Origin of the sequence: Streptacidiphilus sp. EB129, from assembly GCF_041262645.1 — a bacterium.
In the GTDB taxonomy this organism is placed as follows: domain Bacteria; phylum Actinomycetota; class Actinomycetes; order Streptomycetales; family Streptomycetaceae; genus Streptacidiphilus.
Genome location: NZ_JBGCCS010000021.1, coordinates 1 through 25,567, shown reverse-complemented (window position 1 = coordinate 25,567; position 25,567 = coordinate 1). Strand labels below are relative to the sequence as shown.

General features: G+C 65.3%; 20 protein-coding genes. 9 read left to right on the top strand and 11 right to left on the bottom strand.

Annotated elements, in window-relative coordinates; genetic code table 11:
• The first annotated feature begins 239 nt into the window (after window positions 1-239).
• Window positions 240-1,655 carry a type I glutamate--ammonia ligase gene (gene glnA / locus ABH925_RS24055; RefSeq protein ID WP_370150926.1) on the top strand — a complete coding sequence of 472 codons (1,416 nt, stop codon included), beginning with the start codon at window positions 240-242 and terminating at the stop codon, window positions 1,653-1,655.
• A gap of 259 nt (window positions 1,656-1,914) precedes the next feature.
• Complete coding sequence (locus tag ABH925_RS24050; RefSeq protein WP_370150925.1) at window positions 1,915-2,904, top strand: hypothetical protein; 990 nt, start codon at window positions 1,915-1,917, stop codon at window positions 2,902-2,904.
• A 105-nt stretch (window positions 2,905-3,009) separates the two neighbouring features.
• On the opposite strand, the gene ABH925_RS24045 is transcribed toward ABH925_RS24050, so the two are convergent.
• Together ABH925_RS24045 and ABH925_RS24040 are read right to left on the bottom strand one after the other, a co-directional pair.
• Window positions 3,010-4,011 carry a DUF4238 domain-containing protein gene (locus tag ABH925_RS24045; RefSeq protein WP_370150924.1) on the bottom strand — a complete coding sequence of 334 codons (1,002 nt, stop codon included), beginning with the start codon at window positions 4,009-4,011 and terminating at the stop codon, window positions 3,010-3,012.
• Window positions 4,012-4,241: 230 nt separating this feature from the next.
• Window positions 4,242-4,496: a hypothetical protein gene (locus ABH925_RS24040; protein ID WP_370150923.1), complete on the bottom strand. Its 255-nt coding sequence runs from the start codon at window positions 4,494-4,496 to the stop codon at window positions 4,242-4,244.
• Window positions 4,497-5,042: 546 nt separating this feature from the next.
• On the opposite strand from ABH925_RS24040, the gene ABH925_RS24035 reads away from it, so the two are divergent.
• Entirely contained in the window at window positions 5,043-6,008 is a 966-nt protein-coding gene (locus ABH925_RS24035; protein WP_370150922.1) for a hypothetical protein, read from the top strand.
• Window positions 6,009-6,651: 643 nt separating this feature from the next.
• On the opposite strand, the gene ABH925_RS24030 is transcribed toward ABH925_RS24035, so the two are convergent.
• Window positions 6,652-8,160, bottom strand: coding sequence for a DHA2 family efflux MFS transporter permease subunit (locus ABH925_RS24030; protein ID WP_370150921.1), 1,509 nt, complete (start codon window positions 8,158-8,160; stop codon window positions 6,652-6,654).
• Between the two features lie 88 nt (window positions 8,161-8,248).
• On the opposite strand from ABH925_RS24030, the gene ABH925_RS24025 reads away from it, so the two are divergent.
• Window positions 8,249-8,779, top strand: a complete 531-nt coding sequence (locus ABH925_RS24025; protein ID WP_370150920.1) for a MarR family winged helix-turn-helix transcriptional regulator — start codon at window positions 8,249-8,251, stop codon at window positions 8,777-8,779.
• Window positions 8,780-8,998: 219 nt separating this feature from the next.
• Here ABH925_RS24025 and ABH925_RS24020 read toward each other — a convergent pair whose 3' ends face one another.
• From ABH925_RS24020 to ABH925_RS24010, 3 genes are read right to left on the bottom strand one after another with little or no spacing between them, the layout of a single operon-like run.
• Entirely contained in the window at window positions 8,999-9,994 is a 996-nt protein-coding gene (locus tag ABH925_RS24020) for a zinc-binding dehydrogenase (protein WP_370150919.1), read from the bottom strand.
• On the bottom strand, window positions 9,991-10,599 hold the full coding sequence (locus tag ABH925_RS24015; RefSeq protein ID WP_370150918.1) for an NADPH-dependent F420 reductase: 609 nt from the start codon (window positions 10,597-10,599) through the stop codon (window positions 9,991-9,993). The genes ABH925_RS24020 and ABH925_RS24015 overlap by 4 nt, the downstream gene beginning before the upstream one ends.
• 31 nt (window positions 10,600-10,630) lie before the next feature.
• On the bottom strand, window positions 10,631-11,518 hold the full coding sequence (locus ABH925_RS24010) for an SDR family oxidoreductase (RefSeq protein ID WP_370150917.1): 888 nt from the start codon (window positions 11,516-11,518) through the stop codon (window positions 10,631-10,633).
• A 402-nt stretch (window positions 11,519-11,920) separates the two neighbouring features.
• Here ABH925_RS24010 and ABH925_RS24005 point away from each other — a divergent pair, with 402 nt between their 5' ends.
• Both ABH925_RS24005 and ABH925_RS24000 read left to right on the top strand, forming a co-directional pair.
• Window positions 11,921-12,682, top strand: a complete 762-nt coding sequence (locus tag ABH925_RS24005; RefSeq protein WP_370150916.1) for an oxidoreductase — start codon at window positions 11,921-11,923, stop codon at window positions 12,680-12,682.
• 70 nt (window positions 12,683-12,752) lie between these two features.
• Entirely contained in the window at window positions 12,753-13,220 is a 468-nt protein-coding gene (locus ABH925_RS24000; RefSeq protein WP_370150915.1) for a MarR family winged helix-turn-helix transcriptional regulator, read from the top strand.
• Between the two features lie 507 nt (window positions 13,221-13,727).
• Here ABH925_RS24000 and ABH925_RS23995 read toward each other — a convergent pair.
• Entirely contained in the window at window positions 13,728-14,777 is a 1,050-nt protein-coding gene (locus ABH925_RS23995) for a restriction endonuclease (RefSeq protein WP_370150914.1), read from the bottom strand.
• An 852-nt stretch (window positions 14,778-15,629) separates the two neighbouring features.
• Between ABH925_RS23995 and ABH925_RS23990 the strand changes: the two genes are divergently transcribed.
• The gene (locus ABH925_RS23990; RefSeq protein WP_370150913.1) at window positions 15,630-16,565 is read left to right on the top strand and encodes a hypothetical protein; all 936 of its coding nucleotides are present in this window, start codon (window positions 15,630-15,632) and stop codon (window positions 16,563-16,565) included.
• An 11-nt stretch (window positions 16,566-16,576) separates the two neighbouring features.
• Here the strand turns inward: ABH925_RS23990 and ABH925_RS23985 are convergent, their stop codons facing one another.
• On the bottom strand, window positions 16,577-17,518 hold the full coding sequence (locus ABH925_RS23985; RefSeq protein ID WP_370150911.1) for a hypothetical protein: 942 nt from the start codon (window positions 17,516-17,518) through the stop codon (window positions 16,577-16,579).
• Window positions 17,519-17,660: 142 nt separating this feature from the next.
• Between ABH925_RS23985 and ABH925_RS23980 the strand changes: the two genes are divergently transcribed.
• Both ABH925_RS23980 and ABH925_RS23975 read left to right on the top strand, forming a co-directional pair.
• Window positions 17,661-18,503, top strand: a complete 843-nt coding sequence (locus ABH925_RS23980; protein ID WP_370150910.1) for a hypothetical protein — start codon at window positions 17,661-17,663, stop codon at window positions 18,501-18,503.
• A 234-nt stretch (window positions 18,504-18,737) separates the two neighbouring features.
• On the top strand, window positions 18,738-20,177 hold the full coding sequence (locus ABH925_RS23975) for a hypothetical protein (protein ID WP_370150909.1): 1,440 nt from the start codon (window positions 18,738-18,740) through the stop codon (window positions 20,175-20,177).
• Between the two features lie 298 nt (window positions 20,178-20,475).
• On the opposite strand, the gene ABH925_RS23970 is transcribed toward ABH925_RS23975, so the two are convergent.
• The 3 genes from ABH925_RS23970 to ABH925_RS23960 all read right to left on the bottom strand — a co-directional run bounded on the left by ABH925_RS23970 (window position 20,476) and on the right by ABH925_RS23960 (window position 25,461).
• Complete coding sequence (locus ABH925_RS23970) at window positions 20,476-21,369, bottom strand: hypothetical protein (RefSeq protein ID WP_370150908.1); 894 nt, start codon at window positions 21,367-21,369, stop codon at window positions 20,476-20,478.
• Window positions 21,370-21,755: 386 nt separating this feature from the next.
• A complete protein-coding gene (locus tag ABH925_RS23965; RefSeq protein WP_370150907.1) occupies window positions 21,756-25,199 on the bottom strand; it encodes a hypothetical protein in 3,444 nt (1,147 codons plus the stop codon).
• Between the two features lie 13 nt (window positions 25,200-25,212).
• A complete protein-coding gene (locus tag ABH925_RS23960) occupies window positions 25,213-25,461 on the bottom strand; it encodes a hypothetical protein (protein ID WP_370150906.1) in 249 nt (82 codons plus the stop codon).
• Between the last annotated feature and the right edge of the window lie 106 nt (window positions 25,462-25,567).

The following is a 25,567-nucleotide window of genomic DNA, read 5'->3' as shown; positions in this document are numbered from 1 at the left end:
TCGGGATATTGGTCCAGACCTCTCACGCAGGAGTGAACCCTGCCGACCCGATGACGTGCCCGCAGGCCAGGAACGACAAGGGTCGACCTCTCGTTGACCTGGTGTGGTTAACATCCGTGAAACATATGGGTCACGAGCGAGAAACGGCCAGTTCCTATCGTTGCCACACCGGTGTACCGCCGGCGGGACCGGCGGTCCGCACCCGCAATCCTGGCGCTCCGCCGGGCCGAGGAGGATGGATGTTCAACAACGCCGACGAGGTGTCCAGGTACATCTCGGAGAACGACGTCAAGTTCATCGACGTCAGGTTCTGTGACCTTCCAGGCGTCATGCAGCACTTCACGGTTCCCGCCGCGACTTTCGATCCGGCTGAGACCCTGATGTTCGACGGGTCGTCGATCCGCGGCTTCCAGGCGATCCACGAGTCCGACATGGCGCTGGTCCCGGACCTGGGTACGGCACGGCTCGACGCCTTCCGCAAGGACTCCACCCTCAACATCAACTTCTTCATCCACGACCCGATCACCGGCGAGCAGTACAGCCGCGATCCGCGCAACGTGGCCAAGAAGGCCGAGGCCTACCTCGCCTCCTCCGGCATCGCCGACACCGCGTACTTCGGCCCCGAGGCGGAGTTCTACGTCTTCGACGACGTCCGCTTCGAGACCAAGCAGAACAAGTCCTTCTACGAGATCGACTCCGTGGCCGGCGCCTGGAACACCGGCCGGGTCGAGGAGGGCGGCAACCGCGGCTACAAGGTCCGCTACAAGGGTGGCTACTTCCCGGTGCCGCCGCTGGACCACTTCGCCGACCTGCGCGCGGAGATGTCCCTGGAGCTGACCAGGGCCGGGCTGCAGATCGAGCGCCAGCACCACGAGGTCGGCACGGCCGGCCAGGCCGAGATCAACTACAGGTTCAACACGCTGCTCGCGGCCGCCGACGACCTGATGCTGTTCAAGTACATCATCAAGAACGTCGCCTGGCGGAACGGCAAGACGGCCACCTTCATGCCCAAGCCGATCTTCGGCGACAACGGCTCCGGTATGCACTGCCACCAGTCGCTGTGGACCGACGGCTCCCCGCTGTTCTACGACGAGCAGGGCTACGCGGGCCTGTCCGACACGGCCCGCTACTACATCGGCGGCCTGCTCAAGCACGCCCCGTCGCTGCTGGCCTTCACCAACCCGACGGTGAACTCCTACCACCGCCTGGTCCCCGGCTTCGAGGCCCCGGTGAACCTGGTGTACTCGCAGCGCAACCGCTCCGCGGCGATCCGCATCCCGATCACCGGCGCCAACGCCAAGGCCAAGCGCATCGAGTTCCGCGCCCCGGACCCGTCCTCCAACCCGTACCTCGCCTTCTCGGCGATGCTGATGGCGGGCCTCGACGGCATCAAGAACAAGATCGAGCCGCTGGAGCCGGTCGACAAGGACCTCTACGAGCTCGCCCCCGACGAGCACGCCTCCGTCCCCCAGGTCCCGGCCACCCTCCCGGCCGTCCTCGAAGCCCTCGAAGCCGACCACGACTACCTCCTGGCCGGCGGCGTCTTCACCCCCGACCTGATCGAGACCTGGGTCGACTACAAGCGCACCAACGAGGTCGCCCCCATCGCCCTCCGCCCCCACCCCCACGAGTTCGAGCTCTACTTCGACCTCTAAATCGCACAGTTGGCCTACCAGCACGAACTCCTGAATAACCGCACCTGACCTGCGAAAACGTCTCTCATCGTCTCTCGTTGGTTTGCGTCAGATCTCGTCCTCTTGTGCACCCGATGTGCACCGGACACGAGAATTCCTGATGGATCGTCAGTTTCAGGAGGCTCACTCGGACCCCCTTGCTCTCGTCACAGAGAGCAAGGGGGTCCGAGTTCTTACCTTGTCGCCGCACGCAGGGAGCCGACGGAACTACAGTCAGCGGGTGACTTCGACAGACGAGATCCTGGCCCTCGTGCGCAGCGCGCTGGACGAATTCGATGACCGCCCCCTGCCCGTTTCAGTCCGGCGGGCATGCCGCATCGCCAGCCTGGCCGGGGACTCGCAAACCGCGGTGCGGCTCTCGTTGGAGCTGACGGGCATCGGGAACGGCGACCCGGTTGCCAACCGCGAGGCCGTGAAGCGATTTCTGCCCGACCCGGAGATGTGGGACAGCGAAGAGGACAGCCCAGGCCGAGTAGCCACCCGGGAATTCCTAAGAGATCGCATGGTCGACCGGGACAATCCGGAATCGCTCACCGACTCCACGTCCGTGCCCGCTCTGGAGTGGTTCACCGCAACCTTCAGCCGACAGGAGGACACCCCCGACAGTCTTGCCGCCGCGCTCCGGACTACGAATCTGCTCGAACTGATCAGGCACCGCACCTTCACGTACTTGTGCGAGTGGGAACGGCGCTTCGGCTACAGCTCAATCAACGACTCGATCTTCGGCGGCTACAAAGCGACAGTGGACCGACTCCTCAACACCGGTGTCCCTGGCCTTGTCGAACAGTTCACCGCCGTCTATCGACGGCTGAACGAAGCTGCCTCGAATGATCCGGACAAGCCAGCGGCCGAGGAGCTGGCACAAGCGACCACTACATGCCGACGCATCCTGGAGGCAGTGGTCGATCATGCCCTGCCAGCCCAGCAGGAGCCCAGCGCGACGGGGAACAAGCTGGACCAACCCGCCTACCGCAACCGGCTCTTCGAGTTCATCAAAATGGCAAACGCGAGCGCTAGTTCCGCCGAAATGATGGTCGCCCTGACCGAGGGCCTCCACAGCCGGTACACCGCCGTCAGTAAGCTGACCAACAAGGGCGTCCACGCCTCCATTGCCTTGCGCACGGCGAACCTGGTTGCACTCAACACCTACATCATCTGCGGCGAGATCCTCCAGCTAAAGGAGCAGGCCGAGACACCTCAGAGTTCCTGACAGCCACCTATGAGCCGCCGGCTGACGGCACCGCCCAGTAGCCGACGGAGTGCCCGAATCATCTGGTACGCCCGGGCCCTCTCCGCAGGCTGTCGCGGCGTCGACTCAACTGGCGTCGGCCTCCTGCTCGGCGAGCTCACGCTTGCGGTGGCAGACCCTGCGGACCAAGTCTTGCAGGCCGCTGCTTGGCCGCATGAAGACTCGGTCGTGAGCGGTAAGCACCTGGAGGATGTTGACCTCCATGACCGCCTCCCGGGGAACCGCGATCTGCTCGTGCTTGCGGGCGAGTGCGAGCAGGTACCGCGGGCCGATCGGCAGAATGGCGGTGCTGGCGTCGCCGAGGGCCACGCGGATGGTCGGCCCCTGGGGGCCGATGCCGCGGGTGAAGGCGGGGTTGTCGCCGATCAGGAACTCGCTGTCGCCGTGCTGCGGGGTGATGATCTGCAGGCCGGCGTTGCCCACCTCGCGGCGGGTCTCGGCGTAGATCTCTTCGATGCGAGCCCGCAGCAACGCCTCGGTGCGGAACAGTTCGACGGAGGGTTCCATGTACCGGTGGGCGAAGTACTCCAGCCCTCCCGGACCGACGATGTGCAGGCCGTGTTCGCGCAGTACCGCGCCTCGCAGATCCTCACGCATCTCGCCGGTGAGCCGGGTCAGCGACCACCGGTACGCCTTCAGGAACGAATCGGCGTGAACCTGCCGATAGGTGCGCGAGCGAGTGAGGTGGAGCGCAAGGAGGTCTTGGAGGAGACGGACGTACGCCGGGTCCTCTAGAGCGGTCCCGGCATCGACGGCGTCGAAGACCGGCGGCATCAGCATCTCGGTCTCGTGCCACAGCTCCTCCAACGAGCCGGAGGCGAAGGCGACGAAGTTCTCCATGTGACCAACACCCTTCACACCCTTGGCGGGGTGGCGGCCGTCTGGCTTGTCCAGGTTGAAGGGGTAGAGCGCGAGGCCCGCGGGGGTCGGCTCGGTGAACCGCTCCAGGAGGACGCAGGAGACAAGGTGCTGCTTGTGAATCGGCTTCAGCGTCTCGGCCCGCAGATCACTGATACGAGCGAGCGTGGTGTCCACCGCCGCGCGGGGGACAGCCCGGTCAACGTTCATGGCTCGATGGTGGCACTGGGCGCTAACGCCGGGCACATGGATTTCCCGGACTGTCCAAGGACTAAGGCCATCAGGCGCAAGTTGAAGAGGATCCGGTACCGCTCGCATCGGATCGACGGCTCCCTCACCGGAACCCTCACCACGGAGCGTGATCAAATCTGGGCATGCGAGCACCCCGCGAGCCAGCTGCGAACGCCGGGCACCGCCGGGTGCCCGCTCGCCCGCCAAGATCACTCCTCTGGCGAGACGAGACGATGAACAGCAAGAAGGAGGCCGCGCGGCGAGGTCGCTGACCCTTCAGTCGTGACAAAGCTCGCGGCGGCGGCCAATTCGTCCGCCGCTGTCGAGAGCGCCCCTGCGAAATCGGAAAGCGCCGGGTAGTCGCCAGACTCCGCCGCCTGAGCAACCTGTGCGACCAGGCCGAGCGTGCGGGCATAGTGAAGCGCAAGTCGCTGTCCGCCGGGCGTCAGACCGTCCGTGGACATCAGCGGCCGGGCGTGGTCGGGCGGATCACGCGATCGTCGTGGACGTACCAACTGATGTGGCCTCCGACCTCTATCTGACAGCGCCACTGAACAGGTCGCCCGCTCCCATTCCACGTCCAGGCCCAGACCACCGCTTCCTCCCAGCTCCCATCGTCCATGGCGACCAACACCTCGCGCCGGCGAGTGGAGCACGGATCGGTTGGACCCGGAGGCTCGGCGCGTACGAGGAGCAGAGGCCAGTCCGGCGGTACTTCCTGGTGAAGCGTGTGCACAGGCGGCGGGTATGTATCGAACATGCGTTCTAGTCTAAGCGGTCGAGACGGCTCCGCATAGGCGAACCGCCTTGTGCCGGATCAGTTGATTTGGCGGATGAGCATCCGGATTGGCGGATACTCTGCTCAGCGCCTGGGTGTCGGCGGGCTCGTCGCTCGCGTGCCGATCCAGCGTCGCTGAGCGACCTTGCCACGACCCCCGGCTCTCCCAGCGAGACAACTGGTTGGATCACACCGAACTGCCGCCCCACCCGCCTCGCCCTATGTTGGTTCTATGTCCTCTGACCCGTGGGCGGATCTGGCGAACGCGATCTTCCGTCTTTCCGACAGGTTTGCTGCGGACCGCGAGACCTACGAAGGCTTCCTTCCTGGTTCCCCGGCTGCCCAGGACGCGAAGGACGAGCCACACGCCGGAGACTGGGGGAAGGCGCCGTGCCGGGATGCCAACATTGCCGGGCTTCATCTGGCGATCATGGCGGTAGACCATCTGACCTGCCTAGCTGGCATCTTCCAGTCAACGAGGCCGTTTGTGTTCGGGCCATCGGCTGTCGCGCGCAGCGCAACGGAGGTCGCAGCCCGTGGCTACTACCTGCTTGAACCTGACCTCCCCTCCCTGGAGCGCATTCGCCGCCACCAGAACGACCGTCTGTCATCCCTTTGGGACCAGCGGATCTTGGTCAAGGACCTGAATGACGAAGTCGCTGCTAACGCGTGCGACACCCAGATCAGCCAGATTCTCCAAGGAGCGACTCAATCCCGTCTGTCCCCGCACCCGGGGAGGAACTACAAGCCGCCACGGATCGGCGACTGCCAGCCGTCCGCGACAACGCTCGTGGACCAAGCCGTCAGCAAGGAGAGCCGGCTCGGCCGGACCTCATACCGCGCGCTGTCGGCAGTCGCCCACGGCAGTCGACACGGCCTCCGTCTGTTCTTCACGGAGATGGGCGCGCTGCTGGACCAGGAGCACGGAGACGTCTTTGGCGTGCTGGAGGCATCACCGCAGAAGATGGCGCTGCTTTTGATTGGGGCACCAATTACCGTGTCCAACCTGCTGAATCGGCTATATACCCGGTTCGGTTGGCCAGAGGCCGACGCCGACTCTGCGAAATACTCGATGCTCGAAACCTGGGGCAGGGTGGCAGAGGTGCCGATTCCCACGGGCAGCGTCAAGGGCTCTCCACCGCAGCCCTCAGTGCCCTCCTCATTCCTGCCTGACCACCCGCCCGACGGGCGGGGGTGACGCGCAAAGGAGGGGCGGACGCCAGCCGAGTAGTTATCTCGCGCCCGCCGTTCTGGGTGTCATCATGAGGCCGCCTCCTGTCGGCACTTGAGTTGGCGAGATCCGCCAACTCAAGTGCGCAGTCACAGCCGTTGTGACAACGCAGCGTAGTTGGCAGATCAGATGTAGCCCCGGCGGGGGCTCCCATCCCCGTTCGGAAACCAGCGTTCAGTGATGAAGTACTGCACGCTCGGCCACTACTGAGCCCGGGTCGGTCTCCGGCCCGAGTTCATCTGGTCGTGGCGGGTGTCAGGGATGGTACTGGGTGGCTGAGGTTCCCAGGACAGCTCTGTCAGGTCAACTGGCCCAGAGGCGGCCCGAACTCGGGATCGAGCCGCAGAGGCGCAGTCAACGTCTCCGCGACGGCTTGGGCTAGGCGGTGTGGGTGCCCCGGGCTCCCGCGGCCACCGAACGGAGCCGGCGGCGGGGGCCGGAGATCGCCGCTCGGTGTCTGACGTTGGCCGTGACGGTGCCCGAGGGCGGAATAGTGTCGGACAAGGCACTGCCGGTGGCAAGCTCGATCAAGCCCTCCCCTTGGCTCTGGCGATCACGGGCGCGCCAAATCTGTGACGCGATGTGATGCCAGAGTGGAAGCCGGTCTGCGTCATCGTGCCGCGCTCATGCTCAGTTCGCCGGCGGACGCTTCTGCGGCTTCTAGCGCCTGCTTGTCGGGGGGCGTGAAGGCGACCTTCTCGAACAGGGTCGCCACGACGATGGCGCCCACGATCATGGCAGCGGCGGCGAGCCTGAGGGCCCAAACGTAGCCGTCGGTGGCGGCGACGGGCGGGGAGACCCCGTCGCTGATGCGGGATGTGGTGTGGCGCAGGGCGATGGTGACCAGGATGGCGAGTCCGAGGCTGCCTCCGAGTTGCTGGGAGGTGTTCGACATCGCGCTGCCCAGTCCCGCATCGGCCGGGCCAAGCTTGTGGAGTGCGGAGTTCTGCAGTCCGATGAAGCTGATGGACTGGCCGAAGGCCATGACGAGCATCCCGGGCAGGACGTGGCTGGCGTAGTGGGCCTCGGGTGTGATTGAGGTCAGCAGGTACAGACCGAGTCCGCTGATGACGAAGGATGCGGTCAGGGCCGCTTTGACGCCGATCCGGGGCAGCAGGGGCATGCTCACGGCCATGCCGACGAAAAGCATCAGACCGAAGGGCCCCCAGGCCAGTCCGGCTTTGAGCGGGGAGTAGTGCAGTACGTCCTGCATGTAGAGGGTGACGGTGAAGAACATCGTGAAGAAGCCGGCACCGGCGAAGACGGTGGCGAGGTTGGCGGTGATCCGGGTCCGGTTGCGGAAGAAGCGCAGCGGCACGAGCGGGGCCTTGGACGCGGCTTGGGAGAGTCCGAAGCCGATGAGCAGAGCGGTGCCGATCAGCAGCGGGATCAGCACGTTGTCGCTGCCCCAGCCGTGGTCGCTGGCGTTGAGGAGTCCGTCGACGACCAGGGTCAGGCCGCCGGTGACGAACACCGCGCCCATGAAGTCGATCTTGCGGTCGCCCTCCATGCGGCTCTCGGTGACCATGCGGGGAAGTATGAACACCACGATCGCGGCGACCGGCAGGTTGACCAGGAAGATCCAGCGCCAGCTGATCTCGTTGACGATGATCCCGGAGATCACCACGCCCAGGGTCGCTCCCAGGCCGGCGATGCCGCCCCATGCGCCGATGGCCTTGGCGCGCTCCTTCGGGTCGTGGAAGAGCAGGACGACCAGCGAGAGCGCGGCGGGCGCGGCCAGGGCCTCGCCGAGGCCCTGGCCGAAGCGGGCGCCGATGAGCGTCGCGGGGTTCTGGGCGAGGCCGCTGACGGCCGAGGAGATGGCGAAGACGATGGTGCCGGCGACGAACATCCGGCGTCGGCCGAACAGGTCGGCGACCCGGCCGCCGAGGATCAGGAAGCCGCCGGCCATCAGGGTGTAGCCGTTGACGACCCACGCCAGGCCGCTCGCGCTGAAGCCCAGGTCGTTCTGGATGGTGGGCAGCGCCGGGTTCACGATCGTCCCGTCGAGGGCGAACATGAACTGGACGAGGGCGAGCAGGACCAGCGCCTTCCAGCGCCGTGGGTCGGAGGCGGCCCCGGTCGCGCTGGGGGGCGCGGGAGTTGAGAGCGATGACATGGGAGGTACCCCTAGCGGTGGTGATGGCTAGAATTGGCGGTATCCACTATTTAGTGGCGGGGTCCATCAAATGCTAGCGGGGTACAGCATGTCAAGCGCGGGCGTGTGCTCCCGGACGACCGACCTGGTTGAGGCGTTCACGGAAATGGGTCCCGTTTGGGCTCGTTGGGTTCACGCCTGCCTTCCTGACGACACCGTCAGCTACGCCCGCCTGCGTGTGCTGACCGTGCTCGAATGCGATGGCGACCGGACGATGACGCAGATCGCCGAGGCGCTGGAAGTCACTCCTCGGCGGGTGACCGTCCTGGTCGAGGCCCTTGAGGCGGAGGGCATGATCGAGCGCTTCGCGCACCCGACCGACGGCCGCAGCACGGTGGTGGCGATCACTGAGACCGGCCTGCGTCATCAGCGCCTGGGCTGGAAGCAGCACCAGGACAAGGCCGCCGTCGCCTTCGGAGACCTGTCGACGGAGGACCAGGAGCGCCTGCTCGACATCTCACTCAAACTCACCAAGGCGTTCCGCAGCAGGCTCGCCGCCCACCCCGCGACGGCGGACAGCCCACCCGCGCGAGGGGCGCGCAGGGCGCCGCGACGCAGCATCCAGGAACGGCAGAGCTGAGCGCGGCGACCCAACTCCCTCCGCGGGCCGGAGGCACCCTTCACCTGATGGCACACGGGATCGCCCTGTCCGGTCGAGCGTCCGAGATCGGCCAGAGCTTTTGCCGGTGACGCCTGGAACCGGCGGGCCGGCGCTCCTCTCCTCAAGTACGACGGCCCGGCATCGCAAGGATGCCGGACCGTCGTCTCTGAATCTTGTCGGGACGGGCACGGCGGCCGCTCAGACTGCGATCACGATCTTCCCGGTCGTGCGGCCTGTCTCGATGAGCCCGTGAGCCGTCCGCATCGTCTCGGAGGTCAGTCCGGCGAGTCGTCGCGTGACGATCGGACGAATGCGACCGGCAGCGGCGAGGTCTGCCACGGAGGCAAGGATCTGCCCTTGAATCTGCGGCGCGCTCGCGTGGATGATTCTGCTGAACACCATCTCCGTGTGCAGGGAGATGGACTTGCCCGCCAGCACGCCCGCATCCAGGGACGAGACGCCGTCCACGGTGGCGAGGTGGCCGAAGGGCCTCAGCAGCCCGCCGATCCAGCCGATGTTCTCCGCGGTCCTGGCCGTGGACAGCACCATATCGACCTGGTCAATGCCGCTGGCGCTCAACTGCGCCGGGACGTCCGCGGCATGGTCCACCACGAGGTCGGCGCCCATGCTCGTGCACCACTCCTTTGAGTCGGCACGCGATGCGGTACTGATGACGAAGGCGCCGGTCAGGCTTTTCAGCAACTGGGTGGCCATGGAGCCGACGCCTCCCGCCCCGCCCAGGACCAGGACCCGTCCAACGCCCGCCGGTAGCGCGTCCTGGTCCCGGAAGAGAGCCTCGTAGGCCGTGAGCGTGCCGATGGGAAGGCTCGCGGCATCGTCGAGGGCGAGACTGTCCGGGACCTTGGCGATGACCCGGTGGTCGACGGCCAGCCGTTCGGCCCAGCCACCGTCCCGTGTCGGGTCACCGGTGCCGAAGACACGGTCGCCGACGTCGAAGCCGCGGACTTCATCCCCGCGGGCGAGGACGACGCCGGCGAACTCCAAGCCCAGCAAGACCCGGCCGCCGGGCTCGGCGCTGCGGGTGCGGCGCATGAACGCCTCCCCGGGGTTGATCCCGATCGCGCGGACCTCGACCAGGACATCGTTCGCGCGGACAGCGGGCTCGGCCACCTCGGCCAGTTCCACCGCGAAGTCCTCGATCGGGTGGGCCCGTTCATAGACGAGGGCTTTCATGACGTGAACCTCTCACCGGCCGTGAGCCGGATTCCCGCCAGGGGTCCTCCGAGCTGCTGGAGTCCGCCACCGGTCCTCAGACTTCCGAGGTCGATGCCGCACAGCCCGCTCTCCTGGACCAGGTCCAGGACCGGCTGCTTGGCGTGCTGGTCGTCACCCGAGACGAACAGCACCGTGTTCGGCTTGGACGAGGAGGTGTCGGCGATCCACGCCATCGGAACCGAGTTGAACGCCTTGACGACCCTCGCGCCGGGGGCCAGGTCGGCGACAATCTCACTGGACGTGCGTTCCGGTAGGTCCCCCGGGGAGAGCGTGTTCGAGCGGGGGAGCCTGTTGGTGGCGTCGACCAGGATGCGCCCCGACCAGTCGGGCACAGAAGACAGCGCCGCCTGCACGGCCGGCCACATCACCGCGAGGACGACGATGTCCTGCTCGGCCGCCTGCTGCGGTGTACCTGCGGATGTACCGGCTCCCAGTTCCTTCACCAGGACTTGCAGGGACTGTGGCCCGCGCGTGTTGCTCAGCACGACTTCGTGCCCGAGCGGCAGCACGTGTCTGGCGATGGTCTGGGCGACCTGGCCGGCGCCAAGGAAACCAATCTTCATGATCGTCCTCGCTTGCTGTCGTCCGGCGTCGTCAGACGCCGAGGAGTTCCGCGCGCAGGTACTCCGACGCGGTCTGGGGCTTGTGGCCGATCAGCTTCTCCAGGTCGTCCGACTGCGTGTCCCAGACGCCGTCGGCCATCCCCTTGACCCAGCCGTAGATGAACTCGCCGATGTCCATGCCGGTCTCCTCGTGGACGATCGCGCAGTACTCCTCCCTGGAGACGGCGATGTGGGGCACCTCGTGTCCGTAGATGTCGGAGAGGATCGCGGCGACATCCCGGAAGGAGACGGCTGCGCTGCCGGTGAGGATGTACTCCTTGTTCTCGTGCCCGTCCTCGGCAAGGACGGCGGCGTGCGCCTGGGCGAGGTCATCGCGGGAGGCACCCGCGAACTTGCCCTCACCCGCCGGCACGCGCACCCCGGTCCCGCGCGCGTTGCGCCCGACGTAGCCGGTCAGCGTCTCCAGGAAGAGCGGGTGCCGCACGAAGGTGTAGGTGAGCGGCGAGGAAAGGATCTTCTCCTCGGTGAAGATGTCCTCGTCGGCGATCACCTGGAACTTCGTGGCCTCCTCCGGGCTACCGGAGGCGTTCGCGCCCCGGATGATCGGCATGTAGACCAGGTGACGCACACCTGCCTCCACCGCGGCGTCGACCACGTTCGCGTGCGCCGCCTTGCGGTCGCCACCGGCAGGCGCGGAGACGAGCATCACCTTCTCCACACCGCGAAGGGCCGTGGTGAGGGAGTCGCGGTCCGCGTAGTCGCCCTGGCGGACCTCGATACCCAGCTCCGCCAGATCCGCGGCCTTCGACGGATCGCGCACCAGCGCGACGAGCCGCTCCGCGGGGACCTTCTCCAGCAGGTGCAGCAGGGTCTTACGCCCCACGAGACCGCTCGCGCCCGTCACCAAGATCTTGCCCATTCTGGTCTTCCTTCCGGTTCATTGAGGAATGCGGCTTGCCGCCGCTCCGGGCCGCCGCGCGAGACTGCCGGTCGGCCCTGCTGGGCGGCCGGGCTCCGAGCACGAGGCGGGAAGTCCCACGGAGGGGAACCCGTCTCGCACGCGGCCCAAAGGCCACCCGCGGTCACGGCCACACTCCGTCCCACATTTACTAGCGGCATTCAGTAACGCCGATAGACCCACAGTACATCGTCGTCTCGCCAACGCAAATGACCGGCTCACGCAGGCTGGCGACACAGTTATTTGCATGACTTGTCATGGTTTGCCCCCCAACCGATGCGACCGTCGCCCTCGACGGAAACAATAAGGGCGGGGGTAAGTAGTTGCTGGCGGACTTCAGTACTTTGTGGTACGACTGAAGGCATGTACACACCTAGCAAGCCCATCCCCGGCGAGTTCGCCGGCCGTCGTGCCCTGGTCACCGGAGGCACCCGCGGCATCGGTGCCGCGATCGCCCAGCAGCTCCTGGACGAGGGCGCCAGCGTGGTGACCACCGCCCGCACCCGCGCGGAGTCCACGCCCGAGGGCTCGACGTTCATCGCCGCCGACCTGCGCTCGCCCGAAGCGATCACCGACCTGGTCACGCAGGCCGTGGAAGTCCTCGGCGGGCTCGACCTGCTCGTCCACAACGCCGGCGCGGCCCGCGTCTACCTCGAAGGCTCCGAGGCCATCCCGGACCAGGAGTGGCAGGACTCCCTGGACATCCACTTCCTGTCCGCGGTCCGCCTGGTCAACGCCGCCCTTCCCGCACTGCGGGAGGCCGAGAACGCGTCCGTCGTCAACATCTCCACCAACGGCACCGAGACCCCGTCCGGGCCGCTCCTGCACTACGTCGCCGCGAAGTCCGCGCTCGACACCTACACCAAGGGCATCGCCAAGGACCTCGCCAAGGAGGGAATCAGGGTCAACCTCGTCACCCCCGGCCCCGTCGACACACCCGGCGGCACCGCCATCCTGGAGACCATCGCCGAGGGCATCGGCGCCACCCGCGAGGCCCTTCTCTCCGGAGTGCCCTTGGGACGCGCCGGTGAACCCGGTGACATCGCCGAGGCCGTCACCTTCCTGCTGTCCCCCCGCGCACAATGGATCACCGGAGCCAACATCAGCGTCACCGGCGGCTCCTGACCCGCTCCCCGGTGCCCGGCCGCACCTGGCCGGGCACCACTTCCCTCTATCCGCGAGATAAGGTCTCGACATGGCCCCTCAGACCAGCCAAGCGAGGTCCGCGGAACTCGTCGCGCTCTTCACCGAACTCGGCCCCGCCTGGGGCGCCTGGACCAACGCCTGCACACCGGCCACCTCCGTCAGCTACATCCGGATGCGCCTGCTCCACGCACTGGACGCCAACGGCGCGCAGACCATGACCCAGCTCGCCAACGCCCTCGGCGTGACCCAGCGACGCATCACCGCCCTGGTCGACGCCCTGGACGAGGACGGCTTGGTCGAACGCCGCCCCAACCCCGCCGACGGCCGCAGCACCGTCGTCTCCCTCACCAAAGGCGGCGCCGCCCTGCAGAAACTGACCTGGGACGAATACCGGGCCGACATCAGCAGAGCCTTCGAGGACCTCACCCCCGAACAGCAGAAACAGCTCATCGACATCACCCCCGTCCTCACCCAGGCGCTCCGCCGCCACACAGCGTCCCGTCCCAGCACGCCCTGAGATAAGCACAGGCGACTCGGCGAGGCGCACGTAATGCAGTGCGCTTGCCACCAGAGCCGCCTCATCCATGCCAACTACAGAGCGTCACAACGCACTGGCCAGGAGCTTAGCCAGAGGCTTCTTGCCATCTACGATGCGTTGTCACACCCGCTGTGACCACGCAGCACAGTTGGCCAAGAAGCACTGCTGTTGGCAACCGAGGCCATCAGCGAAGATCAGCGACACCCCGGCGTCGTGCTGCCGGGGCGCGGTGAGCTGCGGAAACTGCCGCTGGTCAGTTCTCCAGGCGGCGGTTGGCATCGCCCATTAATGCCCACCCGCTGCCCGCGTCGGAAAGCGTCGTCACCATCCTTCGCATGGTCGCGCCCGATCCCGGTGCCGCTGGCAGCAGCAGCTGTGGGTGGCCGGGCCTTCGATGTCGCAACGGCAATCGGGTGCCATCCGTTCGACAGCTCACCACGGATCAGATCCTGAATCGGTCGAACGATCTGCGAGGCGTTGACCCCGTTACCCGGCCAGCCAAGGGCCGCGGCCAGCTTTCCGCATATCTTCCAGCCAATTGCGAAGAATTGGCGGGTTAACCTCGTGCACAGGGTACTTGCGAGTCACTACCACCTCGCGCGCACCAGGTGACCAATCCGCTGTCGCAACAAGCATGCCGGCCTGCGCACCTTCCCAGCGGACATCAGCTGCCAGGGCTTTTACCACTACCTTTGCGATCTTCCTGCGCTCACGCTTGCACTGCACGATCAGCGTTGGAGCGCCGGACTGGCCCTGGCCGCTCTCCCAGACGCGAATGTCCACGCCATTATCGTTGCCCCCCGGGCCAAGTTCTACCTGAAAACCACTGCGGTGGAAATACTCTGCCACTAGCGCCTCGAATTTACGCCAGTGAATTGACCCAATCACCTCAAAGTTATTAGCAAGGAAATTGATAAATCGCTGATCGAAGAATCTGCCATACTCTGCTACGGCAGAGTCCGACTTGAATAGCTCCGCAAGCTGTACTGCATCTACCCACTCACTCTGCTGTGGGAATGTCCAATTCGAATGCTTCTCTCGAAGTAGGGACTCTTCCAGCACAATCTTCGCTGCCATGGCAAGTTCAGGGTCATTTACTATCTCTACAGCAGCCACCACGGCAGCCTCCAGTTCACTTCCGCAGCCCACTGGCCGATGCGGGAAGCGATCCCAGACTGATTCCATAATCGTTCCGAGACCCTGATCTCGCAGGCACAGCTTCACAAAGGCGATGGCCCGCTCCGCCAGCTCGTGGTTGCCGTCCAACCGTTGAGGCACAGCATGGCCGAGAGCAGAAATAAGCCTGAGCGCGCCAGGCTCGCAAAATACTTCCAGCGCACCGAAATAGAGCACCTGGACAGCTTCCGCCCGAATTCGTTGCGGCTCCAATGACATTCCTGGATAGAATGCTATGCAGTGAACCTTTTCAAGCGCTCGGATCAAATCCCGCTCCGTGATGGCCAGCCCGGATTTCGCTCCGACTAACTCGATTACCGCTTCGACTACCGCACGGCCGCTGCTGCGAATCCCTCCCATCCCTAGATTCTGGCGGTCTGCTAAGCCTGTGTCAGCAGATCCCACCGACTACTGGCACTGTCCCGCCGTGGATGAGGTCTGGACAGGAGGCACCGGAGCGTTCCGGATGACGCAGTGGATCAGGCGTTGTCCGTGGCATAGACCCACTTGAACACCGTCCTACCTGCCGCTCCCTTCTGAGCTGGGGGGGCGGCCCGGGTTCCGGCCCGCCACTCCAGTTTGCCGTGACCGGCGGGGCCCTTCACGCTGAGGAACGGCAGGCTCGGTCCGTCGTCGGGGTGATCTTGGTTGTGCGCGGTACCGACCCGCGCGTCGGTCGGGTCGGAGAAGGGCTTCGAGGGTACGCAGGGCTGCCCAACGAATGGCGCTGTTCCGCGCGAAGGCGGAGCCGAGAACTACCGCCACGAATGTCAGTAGCAGCACACTGCCAGTCGCCGTGAGCAGCACCCGGCATACCGCCCCCTCTGGGCCCCGTGGCACAAGTGCTGCCGCAGCCGCAACCGTTGGGGTCCAAGGAAAGCGCCCGCCTGACCTCGATCTGCGCCACGACATGTTTGCTCCGCGTAGTGTCGTCCGGTTCTGACACACCTATCTCGCCAGAGGATGCGGGGCGGATTCAGTGAACTTCGCGGGGTTCTATTGCGTAGCCTTGGCAGCGTGACACGTTCCGGTCCAAGTCCTGCCGACGCAGCTGTACTTGCGGCACTGGCAGAGCATGACCTCCATGCGTCAGCAGCGCGTCTGGAGCGTTGGCGAGCAGCGGGACTGCTGCCGCCCTACCCCCGGCGCTGGCTAGGCCGTGGGAAAGGGTCAATAGCCGAGCCCACGAGAGAGCATGTCGAGATCACCGCGATGCTGACCCGCCACACTGCTCAGGGACGCGACCTGCGATGGTCCGTACTGAGCTGGTTCCGCGGCGCCGCAATGGAGCACGCGACGGACGGGGAGCCCGCACCTCAGCCGCCGATGGAAGCGGTGAAAGAAGCACTGGCCTGGGCACTTCCGCAGCTGGCAGCAGTGCGATTTCTGTCGATGGCAGCGCAGGCGCACACCGAAGAACAGGCGGACGACTTCTACGTCTACGCCGAGAATCAGCGACACCAGTGGGGCCGTCCACATCTCCTTGACCCCGAGGGTCTACGCGGACATATCCTCGCTGGCGAGGATGCTCCTTCCGACGCTGCCAACCGCGGCACCGGGACGGCGCTGATCCATCTCAGTGCCGCGGCGGGGCTCGGCGGGCAAGGTATCGGCGCAGACCTTCTAGCCGAAGCGCTGGCCGGCAGCGGGCTCCTGCCCCAGGTCTCACGCGAGATGTGGGAGGAGGTGCTGACCCAAGCGGAGCTGGAAGGCAGACCCCTAGTGCCCGAGAACCTGATAGTCGATCCACTTGAACGGGCACTCCTGGCAAGTGGCGAAGATCTACTGAAAGCCCGCGATACGGCCGTCCAGCTCTCTGGGTATGGGAGTTTGCTCGTGATGCACGGGTTGCTACTGCCCAGGACACCGGGCCTGGGCTTACTTTTCAGACTCATCAACGACCTGGGCGTCGGCCAGGCTCTCATTGGCATGGCCGCCGGGTGTTGGAAGCCCCAGAGCTTCACGCAAACTCTTGTGGTGTGTCTCGACCCCTATTACGCATGGTTGTGCGATCAACTCGCGGCGCAGGTAGCAGCTGGCCCTCCGCTCTTCCGCAGAGCCGGTGAGGACACCGCCGAAGCGTTCATGCAGGACTGGCTGGCGAGCATCAAGAACCTTTCATCGCGCGATGCCAGCGATTGCCATTGACGGCGACCACGTCAGTGCTGATAACGGTTGGCAAGCCGAACGAAGAAGTCGTCTAGCAAGGCCGCAGCAGCATCCCGGTCTTCCATCTCTGCGCCCCCGAAGCGGTAAACCTCGTAGCCGCGCAGCCTCAGCTGCCGATCCTCCGCAACCATGCCCGCGTAACGGCGAGAGTCAGCGATGTGGGTCTTCTCGTCGGCGTAGTGCTGCTTTCCATCGAGTTCGATGACCACGCGGATGCGATTGGGGAAGAGCAGAAGAAAGTCCATACGCTGACGCGGTAACGCCGAACCGCGCGGCCCGAGCTCTCGGCGTGTGTACGGGTCGTAGTGCAGGTAGACCTGGGGTATCAGCGCAGGGATGTCAGCGCCAACATCGACGTACCGTTGACTGTAACGACGCAGAATCACCATCTCCGCATCGTTGAGGGACTGCCCCAGCCGGGCGTACAGGCTCTGCGAGACATTGTCATCGGTCCAGCCCGACAGACCCTCTCGGTCGGCCCACCACTCCGTGAGCTGACGCCACGTGAGTCCGCCAGCATCGAGTGGCCGATCATAGACCAGGCAAAAGTCAGCGTTTGCGACGACTTGAACGTCATTGTTGATCGCGTCGCTGAGGACCATCCGGTGCTTCGGGCCATCCGCAGCGAAGATGAGGTTCTTCGGCTGGCCAGCCACCCCTACCGGGCTGACCTGAGCGATCAGGTCCCGCAGTTCCGGGGCGTCATGCTGCTCGTCCAGTTGCATGGCGAAGGTGACCAGTTCCGCGAGCGACCTCCCTTGTAGGCGGGAGACTACATAAGCGCGCTTGCTGTGGAAGGCAACATCATCGGGGGGCGCCGGCGGTTGTAGCCCCATCTCGACACAGATCTCCTCGACCGTGTCGGAGTTGAACCGCTCTTTGAAGAAGACACCGATCGCTTCGCGCAGCACGCGCACGGTCACCAGCGGCACGGTCCGCCCTCCCTCGAACACCAGGCTTGCATGCTACGGGCGATGGCAGCGTCTCGCACCACTGCGGCATCCTGCCGCCGTCCTCCGGAGTGCTAACGAAAATCCACCCCTCGCACAGGCCGAAGCCCGTAATGTCCCTTACATGGCGATGGAAGCGAGCAAGGATCACGCTGAAGAGTTCGTACGTACTTGCATCTCCCGAACTCTCGGTGTTCCAGTACATGCCCACGACGACGGCAGTCGTCAGAGCATGTACGACCTGGAGATCCGCTACCCCGATCGGCGGGCGGCCCCGGTAGAAGTGACCTCAGACGTAGACCAGCGGGTCGCCAGTACTCTCGGCACGCTCCACAAGATGTACGACCAGAACGCCTGGGTCGCCCTGTCCTTGCAGCTCAACTGGTCGCTCCAGGCCATACAGAACCCGAACCTCAAGCAGTTGAAGCGGCACGCGGAGACGCAGCTGCGGGCTCTGGAATTGGCAGGTCTAACTGAGTTCGAGAGTCAGCAGTACGGATGGCCGGGCGACAGCGAGGAAGTTACCGTCGCAGTGCAGACCCTGGCTCGGTGCGGTGTCGAGCGGGCGCATTCGGCGCGCGCCCCAGAAGTTGCGCAGATCTGGGTGCACACGACGCTGGGCGGCGGGGCGTGGGACGGTTCGGCAGAATGCATCGTCCAATGGATCAACGACTTCACTGCCGATCCGCACTGCGCCGACAACCTCGGCAAACTTGCTGTTCCGGGAGCCACGGAAGGGCACCTTGCGGTCTACGCGCACATGAGCGCGGTGCCGTGGGGGGTGTGGAGGGCGTTGATCGACCACCATGGGAGCGGCGTTGTACCGCAAGGCCCACCCACACTGCCCCTACCGATCACGCATCTGTGGCTATTCCCGGCACCTGGCGACTCCACAGGAATGGCTTACGACCCGGTAGTGGGATGGTACAGGTTCGAGACCCCAGAAATTGAACAAGTGGGGAGCTAGTACATCCGGCCTCTCAGGAGTCTGGTACTCGCTGGCGAGTATCCGCTCAGTCCGGAGTGACTGGTACGGCTGATTCTTGCCGCGATGTCACCGCGCGGTCGCAAGCAAAGATATTTCCGAGCGGCACAGAAACGGTCAAGCTGGTAACAGTAGGCCGGATTTTCGCCGTCTGATTAGGTGCGTAAGGCGCGCACGGAAAGCGGGACTTGGGTGAGCCAGCAGCGAGGAGCGCGGTTGGGTGCAGCGATCGGCACTTGGTTTACAGCAGTGACAGCCGGCCCGATCGGCCATCCAAATTCAAGCGAGACTTTGAAACACCTCGCCGAGAACCCGATGTGGGAAGAGGTCCGGCAGGAAGTGGCCTCCCTTGCTTCCTACGAGCGACGCCCGGACCTGTACCAGCGGGCCTTCACCAAACGCCGGGGCGAACTGATCCAAAGGCAGCCGACGCTCTCGAACCACTGGCTGCTGCACACCTCGGGTCTGGCCGCGGCAGCCCAAGCCGCGTCCCGGGAGGAGGACGGGAACAGGATCGGCATAGAAGAAGTCGCCGCAGAGTTCGCCCGGTTCGTCACCGATCCAGCCCCGGTGTGTGAGGACTGGTTGCTGCTAGATGCAGAGCTCCCCGACGACTGTCGCGTCCCCATAGGCGAGTGGACGCTGGAGCGGGTGACGCAAGAGCGACTGGAGACACTGCGGCCGACGGGCGTGCTGGGCCAGTTCCGGCCCTTCGAGCTGGGTTCCGAACACTTGCAGGGAGCTGCGTTCCTGCACCGGAAGACTGACAGGCACCCGTCGCGGTCCTTCTTCCGGCTACCGCTGATGCATGCCCGCCCGCATGTGCAATACGCGGACCCACAGGTCGTTATGGCGCTGTGGTCCCCTGAACCAGTCCATCTGGACGCTATCTACTCCAGGGAGGGCAGCCAACAGACCGTCAATCTGCATGGTGGCGTCCCGGTGGAGGAGCAATCAAGCGATGGTGAGACCTTTTGGCAACAGCGCACCATCGGCCCGTTCGAAGTAGAGGACGGCCTCGCCTTCTCAATCTTCTGCGACCGAGTAGGAATGCTGATGGCCGCGGCGAGAAACGAGCTGACGAAGGGAAAGAAGGCAACTGCTCGCGCACAGCGACTGGGCCTCGCAGCAGAGCATCTGGTGCAAGCAACACACGCCACCTACGGCAACCACACGGTGATGGACGGCATGGTCGAAGAGTTGGTCACGCACTACGTGATCGCTCTGGAGGCGCTTCTGTCCGACGGAGACTCAGGCGACTTGGCCCGCAAGGTCATCCAACGCACCGCAGCCCTGCATCTGTCGGACGCCAGTCGCGTGGGGGTGGCCGAACTCGCGGGAAGGGCCTACCGGGCCCGATCTCACTACGCCCACGGCTCACCGCCCCCTAAGGACAATCCATTCGGGGAGCGGGATCTCGTCCTGTTGCGGAAGCTCACGCTCCAAGTCATGCTCCGGTGGCTCATCCTATGGAAGTCCGATGAGACCCACGGTGCGATGCTGGACCAGTCTCTGCTTTCTCGTCAGCTTCACCAACTGCACGTGGAGAAACCGCTGCGGGACTTCTACGCGGCTACCCCGCCGTCGAGCATCCCGGCCGACATCCGTCGAACGGGGCCTGGGTCAGGCGTGACTGACCCCGGTACCGAATCCTGAACCAGCGATCGGGGCCACCGGTATGGGAGTGTCGCGGCAACGGTGGATCAACTCGCCCCCGCCACCCCTTGACCACAGGGGATGGCGCCCCCAGAAATCCGCGCTGACCAGGCGAGATCTCCAGTGATCTTCCAGAAGGCCGATGAAGATCTTGTCGAGGGGCTGTCCGACTGCTGGCCGGGCGCCCCCTTTGTCAATCTGGTGGCTGGTGGTGAGTTGCCAGTTGTGCCCTCCCGGCTGGCAGGCCGTCACGACCTGCCAGCCGCCCGGGAGGTCGTCCCGGCTAGCGCGGCCCTGCTCAGTTCAGGTGGATCTGAGAGGAGCAGTTGTCGAGGACAAGTTCCTCCAGAAGACACTCGGATGCTTCGAAGCCAGCGAACGTCCAGTGCACATCGCAATGGAAGGGGCCACTGAGCGTTGCGCCCTCCTGAAGCTGTTCCGCGCCATCCTTGGGATTGCTAAGCAGCAGGGACGTAGGCATGCCGGCGGAGAAGCTGCCACGAAGGAGGAAGCGGATCGACTTGTCCGTCCGCTCAAAGTCGACCGTGTCAACGTTGATCGTCAGGTATTCGCGTCCATCCCCAGCACGGACCGGAGCGTCGGAGTCCATGTACTGGAAGTCACTCTGGATGGACTCGTCAAGGTCCTCGATCAACTGCGCTATAGGTTGTCCCAGGAGGCTACCAAGATCGCTGCCGCATGCTTCCTCGACCAGCGCCTTCGTCGCTCTCCCGCGCCTGTCGAGAGAGACATCGACAGCCTGGCACCTTTCGGACTGGTTGAGCGCAACGTCTACCAACGCGAAGGACTGGTAGTCCACGAGCGAAAGAATCCTTGCGAGCAAAGGGGCGTGCTCCTCGAACTCTTCCCTGATGGCCTGGTCGCTATGACCGGCCGCGCGAGCGATCAGCAGGCGCTCGGCGACCTTGCCTGAGGCGCCGAAGCTCAGCACCCGCGAGATGACGGCGGCACGGCGGTTGTCGGCGCAGTCCAGCACGGTCTTCAGGAAGGGTGCCTCGTAATCCGTGTCGCTCTTGCGGGGATTGCATCTAACGCAGATCGGGGCCAGGTTCTGCGGATCATGAAGGTCGAAGTCGTCCGCCAGCCCGAACCTGACCTTCAACTCCTGCAGACGAGCGTGCCTAACCGTCTTGGGAATGATGTGGTCGATCTGCGCATTGCGGTACTCCACCGGCTCACCGCACCAGCAACACTTCGAGTCCCAGACCTGCCAAAGTACCAACCGCAGAACAGCATTGTCGCCGTTGCCGTACCGAACACCGCGCTCCCTGCCTTGAACCACTGCGCCCCCGGCCATAGTCGGACCTCAATGGAGTCGTTCTACCGCACCGAGACGGCGACCGACAGCACGGCTTGATCGAAGGACCTGCAGTCAGCTGAAGCCTCCCCCCTCGCGGCCGACAGGTCGCAACGGCCCGCCAGCTGACCAGCGGTCGCGACTTCAACGCATCCGGTGGCGACAGGTGGTCCCCCCGAACACGTTATGGCGACCGCCGGGGCCGACCTCCCAGAGGACCGCCCAGGCGGCACACCCCCAGTTCCCGTCCCGCCGAACGGTCATCGCCATGCCGGGCCAGCTCCAGAGCCGTCTTCTGCGCCAACTCCGCGTTGCTGACGATCGTTGATCCGCCGGATAGCGTCCGACGCCGCCCCGCCCAGGCTCGGGTGGCTGCGATAGGCGGTCAAGCTACTGAGCGAGGAGTGATCACCCACCTGGCTCAGGAGGCTGATCACGGTATCGGTGCGGCCGAGCGCATCGGGGTACGGAAACAGCGAACCAAGGCGCTCAGGGAAGGCCAGTGCGTGGTGCAGAATCCCGCGGACCTGTGCGGGGAACGTAGTCACCAGCCGCCCGATCGCGCTCTCGCGGATGTCGAACATGCTCCGGGCGGCGAGGTCGAACATGTGCAGGGGGTCGACCGCCAGGTCGAGAAGTGGTCCGGTGAGCTGCTCCCACTCCGGCGCACATCGCTCGTATAGCACGTCCGAGCTGGCCCCGGCACGGTGGAGCCAAAAGCGGATCCGGCCGTAGCAGCGCCATGCCTCGGCAACCGGTCCCTCGTGCCCGGTCAGCATCTGCGGCGGGCTGCTCAGGTGGGTGGCGCAGCCCTCGATACCGCGGTCGAAGCAAGCGATGGCGCCTTGGCGGTATGGCTCCCGCGGATCCAGGTGAGAGGCCCAGTACTCGAAGGCCGGGACAGCAGCAGGGTCCTTGTCCCGGATGAGGTCGACAAGGTGGCTCTGAGTGAAGAGGCCGACATCGCCCCCGCTCACCGCGAGGATGGTCAGTGCCGTGCGTTCTGCCGGGCCAAGGGTAGCGATCGCCTCAGTGAACGGAGCGGCGATCACGTCCTCGAACTGGGCCTCCACGATCCTGGCAGCATGCGCACGTGCCTCAGGCTGCTCGGGGTGTGCGATCAGCGAGGTGATCTCGTCCCTGATATCAGCCACGTCGTAGGGCGACGAGATCTGGCCGTAGGCATGGAGCGCGTCCACGAGCATGGTGGACACCCACACGTCATCGGTGTGTACATCATTCAGCAGCGAGTTGATCTGGGCCACCGTCGCCTCGTCAGCGATCATGCGGACACTGGTGAGCACGTCGAGCGCAGCGAACTGGACATGGTGGGCCCCCGTGGCCCAAGCCCCCGCGAAGAGCGCCGGAGCGACCGCAGCACTCTCCGGGTCATCGGTGCTACGCAGCAGCAGGCACAGAAGCATGCGCAAGCCGACGTCTTGCGCTTCCAGCGACTCGGTCCACCGGCGAAGTTCCGATGCCCCGATTGGTGGATGCCCACTGTCCCTCCTGCGCACCCACCCAAGGCGAGCCGCGTCCATGAGCAGGTCGGCCGGTAGCCGGTCCGCGGCGGCCAAGGCCACTGGTCCCGCCAGCAGGGCCGCCATCAGCGATGGCAGGTGCAACCGGTCAAGTGCCGCGTCGTCCTCCGCGCCCCGGTAGGACGCTTGATCGGTCGCGCGCAGAAGACGCGCGAGCGGTTCCAGGAGGCGCCCGTCGCTCGCGGTGGTGCCGACGGCTACGAACACGCCCTGCTCGTAGCGTGTCCACGACTGCTGCGGTCGCAGCGTGTACTGGTCGTCGTCGCGGTACACGATTCGGCTGGCAGCCATCGCTTCGCCGGCGGTCTGCAAGCACCGCCGGGCTTCGGCGAGCACCACCTGATCCGCTATTGGTCCCAGCCGGCCCTGCAATGCCTCTGTCAGCAGGCCGGAGTCCTGCAACCCCTCCAGGATGCGTCGAATCGCCTCGGGATCATGGAGGAGAGGTACTGCCCAGGTACCGAGCGCGCGGCGGTGCGAGTGCCCCAGTTCAAGAGTCAGGTCATCGACTTCCGTGTGCTCCCACAGCAGCGCCTCGGCTGTCATGAAGTGGCCGTACCACTCGTGGCGGAATCCCACCCGTTGGCCTTGGACCCGGACCAGTGCGGACGTCAGTGCCTCCTCCACTACGCCGGCTGGAACACCGTTGGACGCGAGCAGTTGAGCGGCGCTACGCTGGGCCTGTGTGAGCGGAAGCCACCCAGTCAGGTGTTCGTCCATCAGCAGCGCCCAGCAGTGCAGCACACGGCGTACCGCGGTGGGCTGCGAAGCCTTTTCCAGTTGGTCGCGCACATAGGCGTCCACAAGGACGCCGCGGCCGGTCGGCTCGGGCAGCTGGCTGAGCAGGCGGGCCGCCAGTGCCAGTTCGAAGGCTGTCCGGAACGCGGCGCAGCGGTCCTCGAACGAACCCGACGCTCCCGGGTCTGCCCCGTGCGAGCGCAGCAACGCCGCACGCTGCTCCGAATCAGGATCTCTCAACAAGAACCTGGTGCCGCTGACCGATGCGGGGACCTTCAGGAAGTCGTGGCTGCTGGACACCAAGGTCGCGCCGTTACGCCGGCACCATGCACCCAACTGTTGGACGAGCCGGTTCCGCAGGTTGCCCGGACACTCGTTGATCGCGTCCACGAGCAGCAGGACCTGGCGCCCGTGCTGGACCGCACCGTGGACCAGTGCCTGGACGCCGTGCAGCGAGAATGGCGCCACGGATTCGTCGAGGCTGTCCTGCAAGTTGCCCTCGAACAGTCCGGCTTGCAACTGTATTGGCAGCCACCCAAGGCGGGCCGCTTCCAACGCGGTGTGGGCGATCAAGTGGCTCTTGCCGGTGCCCGCCGCCCCGGCAAGCTGCACGTGGCCGGTGGGTCGAAGCCACTGGGGCAGCTCGTCTGCTCGCAGTTCCTGCACGCCTTCGTGCTCCCGAAGGAGTAGCGGCACCAGCTCGTGCAGGTCCTCCGCGAGATACGAGGTCAGGTGCTCCACATACTCCTGCAGGTCGACACCGGCGACCGCCGGCACCATTGGATCACCGGCCTCGATGGTCGAGCCCGGCCGGCAGAACTGCCGCATGGTGTCTTCGCCGAAGAACCGGGAGACCAGGGTGGGAAGTCTGTAGAGCATGTCCGACAGCTGCTGGCGTCCCCACAGGTCGATCTGCAAGGGGTGATGTGACTCGCGCAGTTGCCCAAGCATCAGATCGATCTGCGTGTCCTGGACGTCCGCCGTGGTTACGACTACCAGACGTCGGGCTCCGAATGGCCGATGGCCCTGAGCGTAGGCTTCGACGGCCTTGCCGAGATCGGCGGCGGTGAAGGTCTTGTACCGCTTGGCCTGATACACCACCGCCGAGTCCGCCCCGAAGAACGCCACTACATCGATTCCGCCCTGAGCCTGCCCACGACGGCCGAACGGACGCGCCTCCCTGGCGTGATCGGACTGGACGGCAAGCTCCACTACAAGGTGTTCCAGCGCCTCCCACGACAGATCCTGCGTGTGGAGGAGCAGAGGTGCCGTCGACGTCAGTGGCCGCGGCAGCTCGGGCCCCTCCCAGGAGCTGACAGGCCGAAAGACCACATCGTCCTCATCACCGACTCGACCAGTCACCACGCCCCACAGCATCCGCGCGTCTTCGATCCACCGTTCGTTCTGAAGGAGCGGTGACGGCACCGTCGCCCGCGTCTTATGCGAGGTCAGCCGATCGGCCCTTCGCCCACCACAGGAACTCCGCAGAGTGCTGCTGATTGGCGAAACCGTCCCCGACCAGCCCGTGCAAAAGATCATTGCTCCACAGGATCAGGCGCCCCAGAGTCCAGTTCACCGACTCGGGCACAGGCAGGTCCAGGCCGTAAACCAGCTTCGCGATCTCGCGCTTGCCGCCTGCCTCCGTCGAGTACTTCAGGATCGACAGGAACCGATCGGGCTCGACCACGCACAGCACCTGGGGCTTCCCCCCAATCGGTGGACATCACGGACACTGGATCTCGTGGATTCAGAGGAAGAGATGGCACCGATGGTGCACAAGTACTACTCAGCGG

Coding starts and splice junctions, on each gene's coding strand:
- ABH925_RS24030 (WP_370150921.1), bottom strand. CDS start 8,160: ATGTCATCGCTCTCAACTCCCGCGCCCCCCAGCGCGACCGGGGCCGCC.
- ABH925_RS24000 (WP_370150915.1), top strand. CDS start 12,753: ATGGCCCCTCAGACCAGCCAAGCGAGGTCCGCGGAACTCGTCGCGCTC.
- glnA (WP_370150926.1), top strand. CDS start 240: ATGTTCAACAACGCCGACGAGGTGTCCAGGTACATCTCGGAGAACGAC.
- ABH925_RS24040 (WP_370150923.1), bottom strand. CDS start 4,496: ATGTCCACGGACGGTCTGACGCCCGGCGGACAGCGACTTGCGCTTCAC.
- ABH925_RS23980 (WP_370150910.1), top strand. CDS start 17,661: ATGGCGATGGAAGCGAGCAAGGATCACGCTGAAGAGTTCGTACGTACT.
- ABH925_RS24045 (WP_370150924.1), bottom strand. CDS start 4,011: ATGAACGTTGACCGGGCTGTCCCCCGCGCGGCGGTGGACACCACGCTC.
- ABH925_RS24035 (WP_370150922.1), top strand. CDS start 5,043: ATGTCCTCTGACCCGTGGGCGGATCTGGCGAACGCGATCTTCCGTCTT.
- ABH925_RS24025 (WP_370150920.1), top strand. CDS start 8,249: ATGTCAAGCGCGGGCGTGTGCTCCCGGACGACCGACCTGGTTGAGGCG.
- ABH925_RS24020 (WP_370150919.1), bottom strand. CDS start 9,994: ATGAAAGCCCTCGTCTATGAACGGGCCCACCCGATCGAGGACTTCGCG.
- ABH925_RS24005 (WP_370150916.1), top strand. CDS start 11,921: ATGTACACACCTAGCAAGCCCATCCCCGGCGAGTTCGCCGGCCGTCGT.
- ABH925_RS24010 (WP_370150917.1), bottom strand. CDS start 11,518: ATGGGCAAGATCTTGGTGACGGGCGCGAGCGGTCTCGTGGGGCGTAAG.
- ABH925_RS23995 (WP_370150914.1), bottom strand. CDS start 14,777: ATGGGAGGGATTCGCAGCAGCGGCCGTGCGGTAGTCGAAGCGGTAATC.
- ABH925_RS23990 (WP_370150913.1), top strand. CDS start 15,630: ATGCTGACCCGCCACACTGCTCAGGGACGCGACCTGCGATGGTCCGTA.
- ABH925_RS24015 (WP_370150918.1), bottom strand. CDS start 10,599: ATGAAGATTGGTTTCCTTGGCGCCGGCCAGGTCGCCCAGACCATCGCC.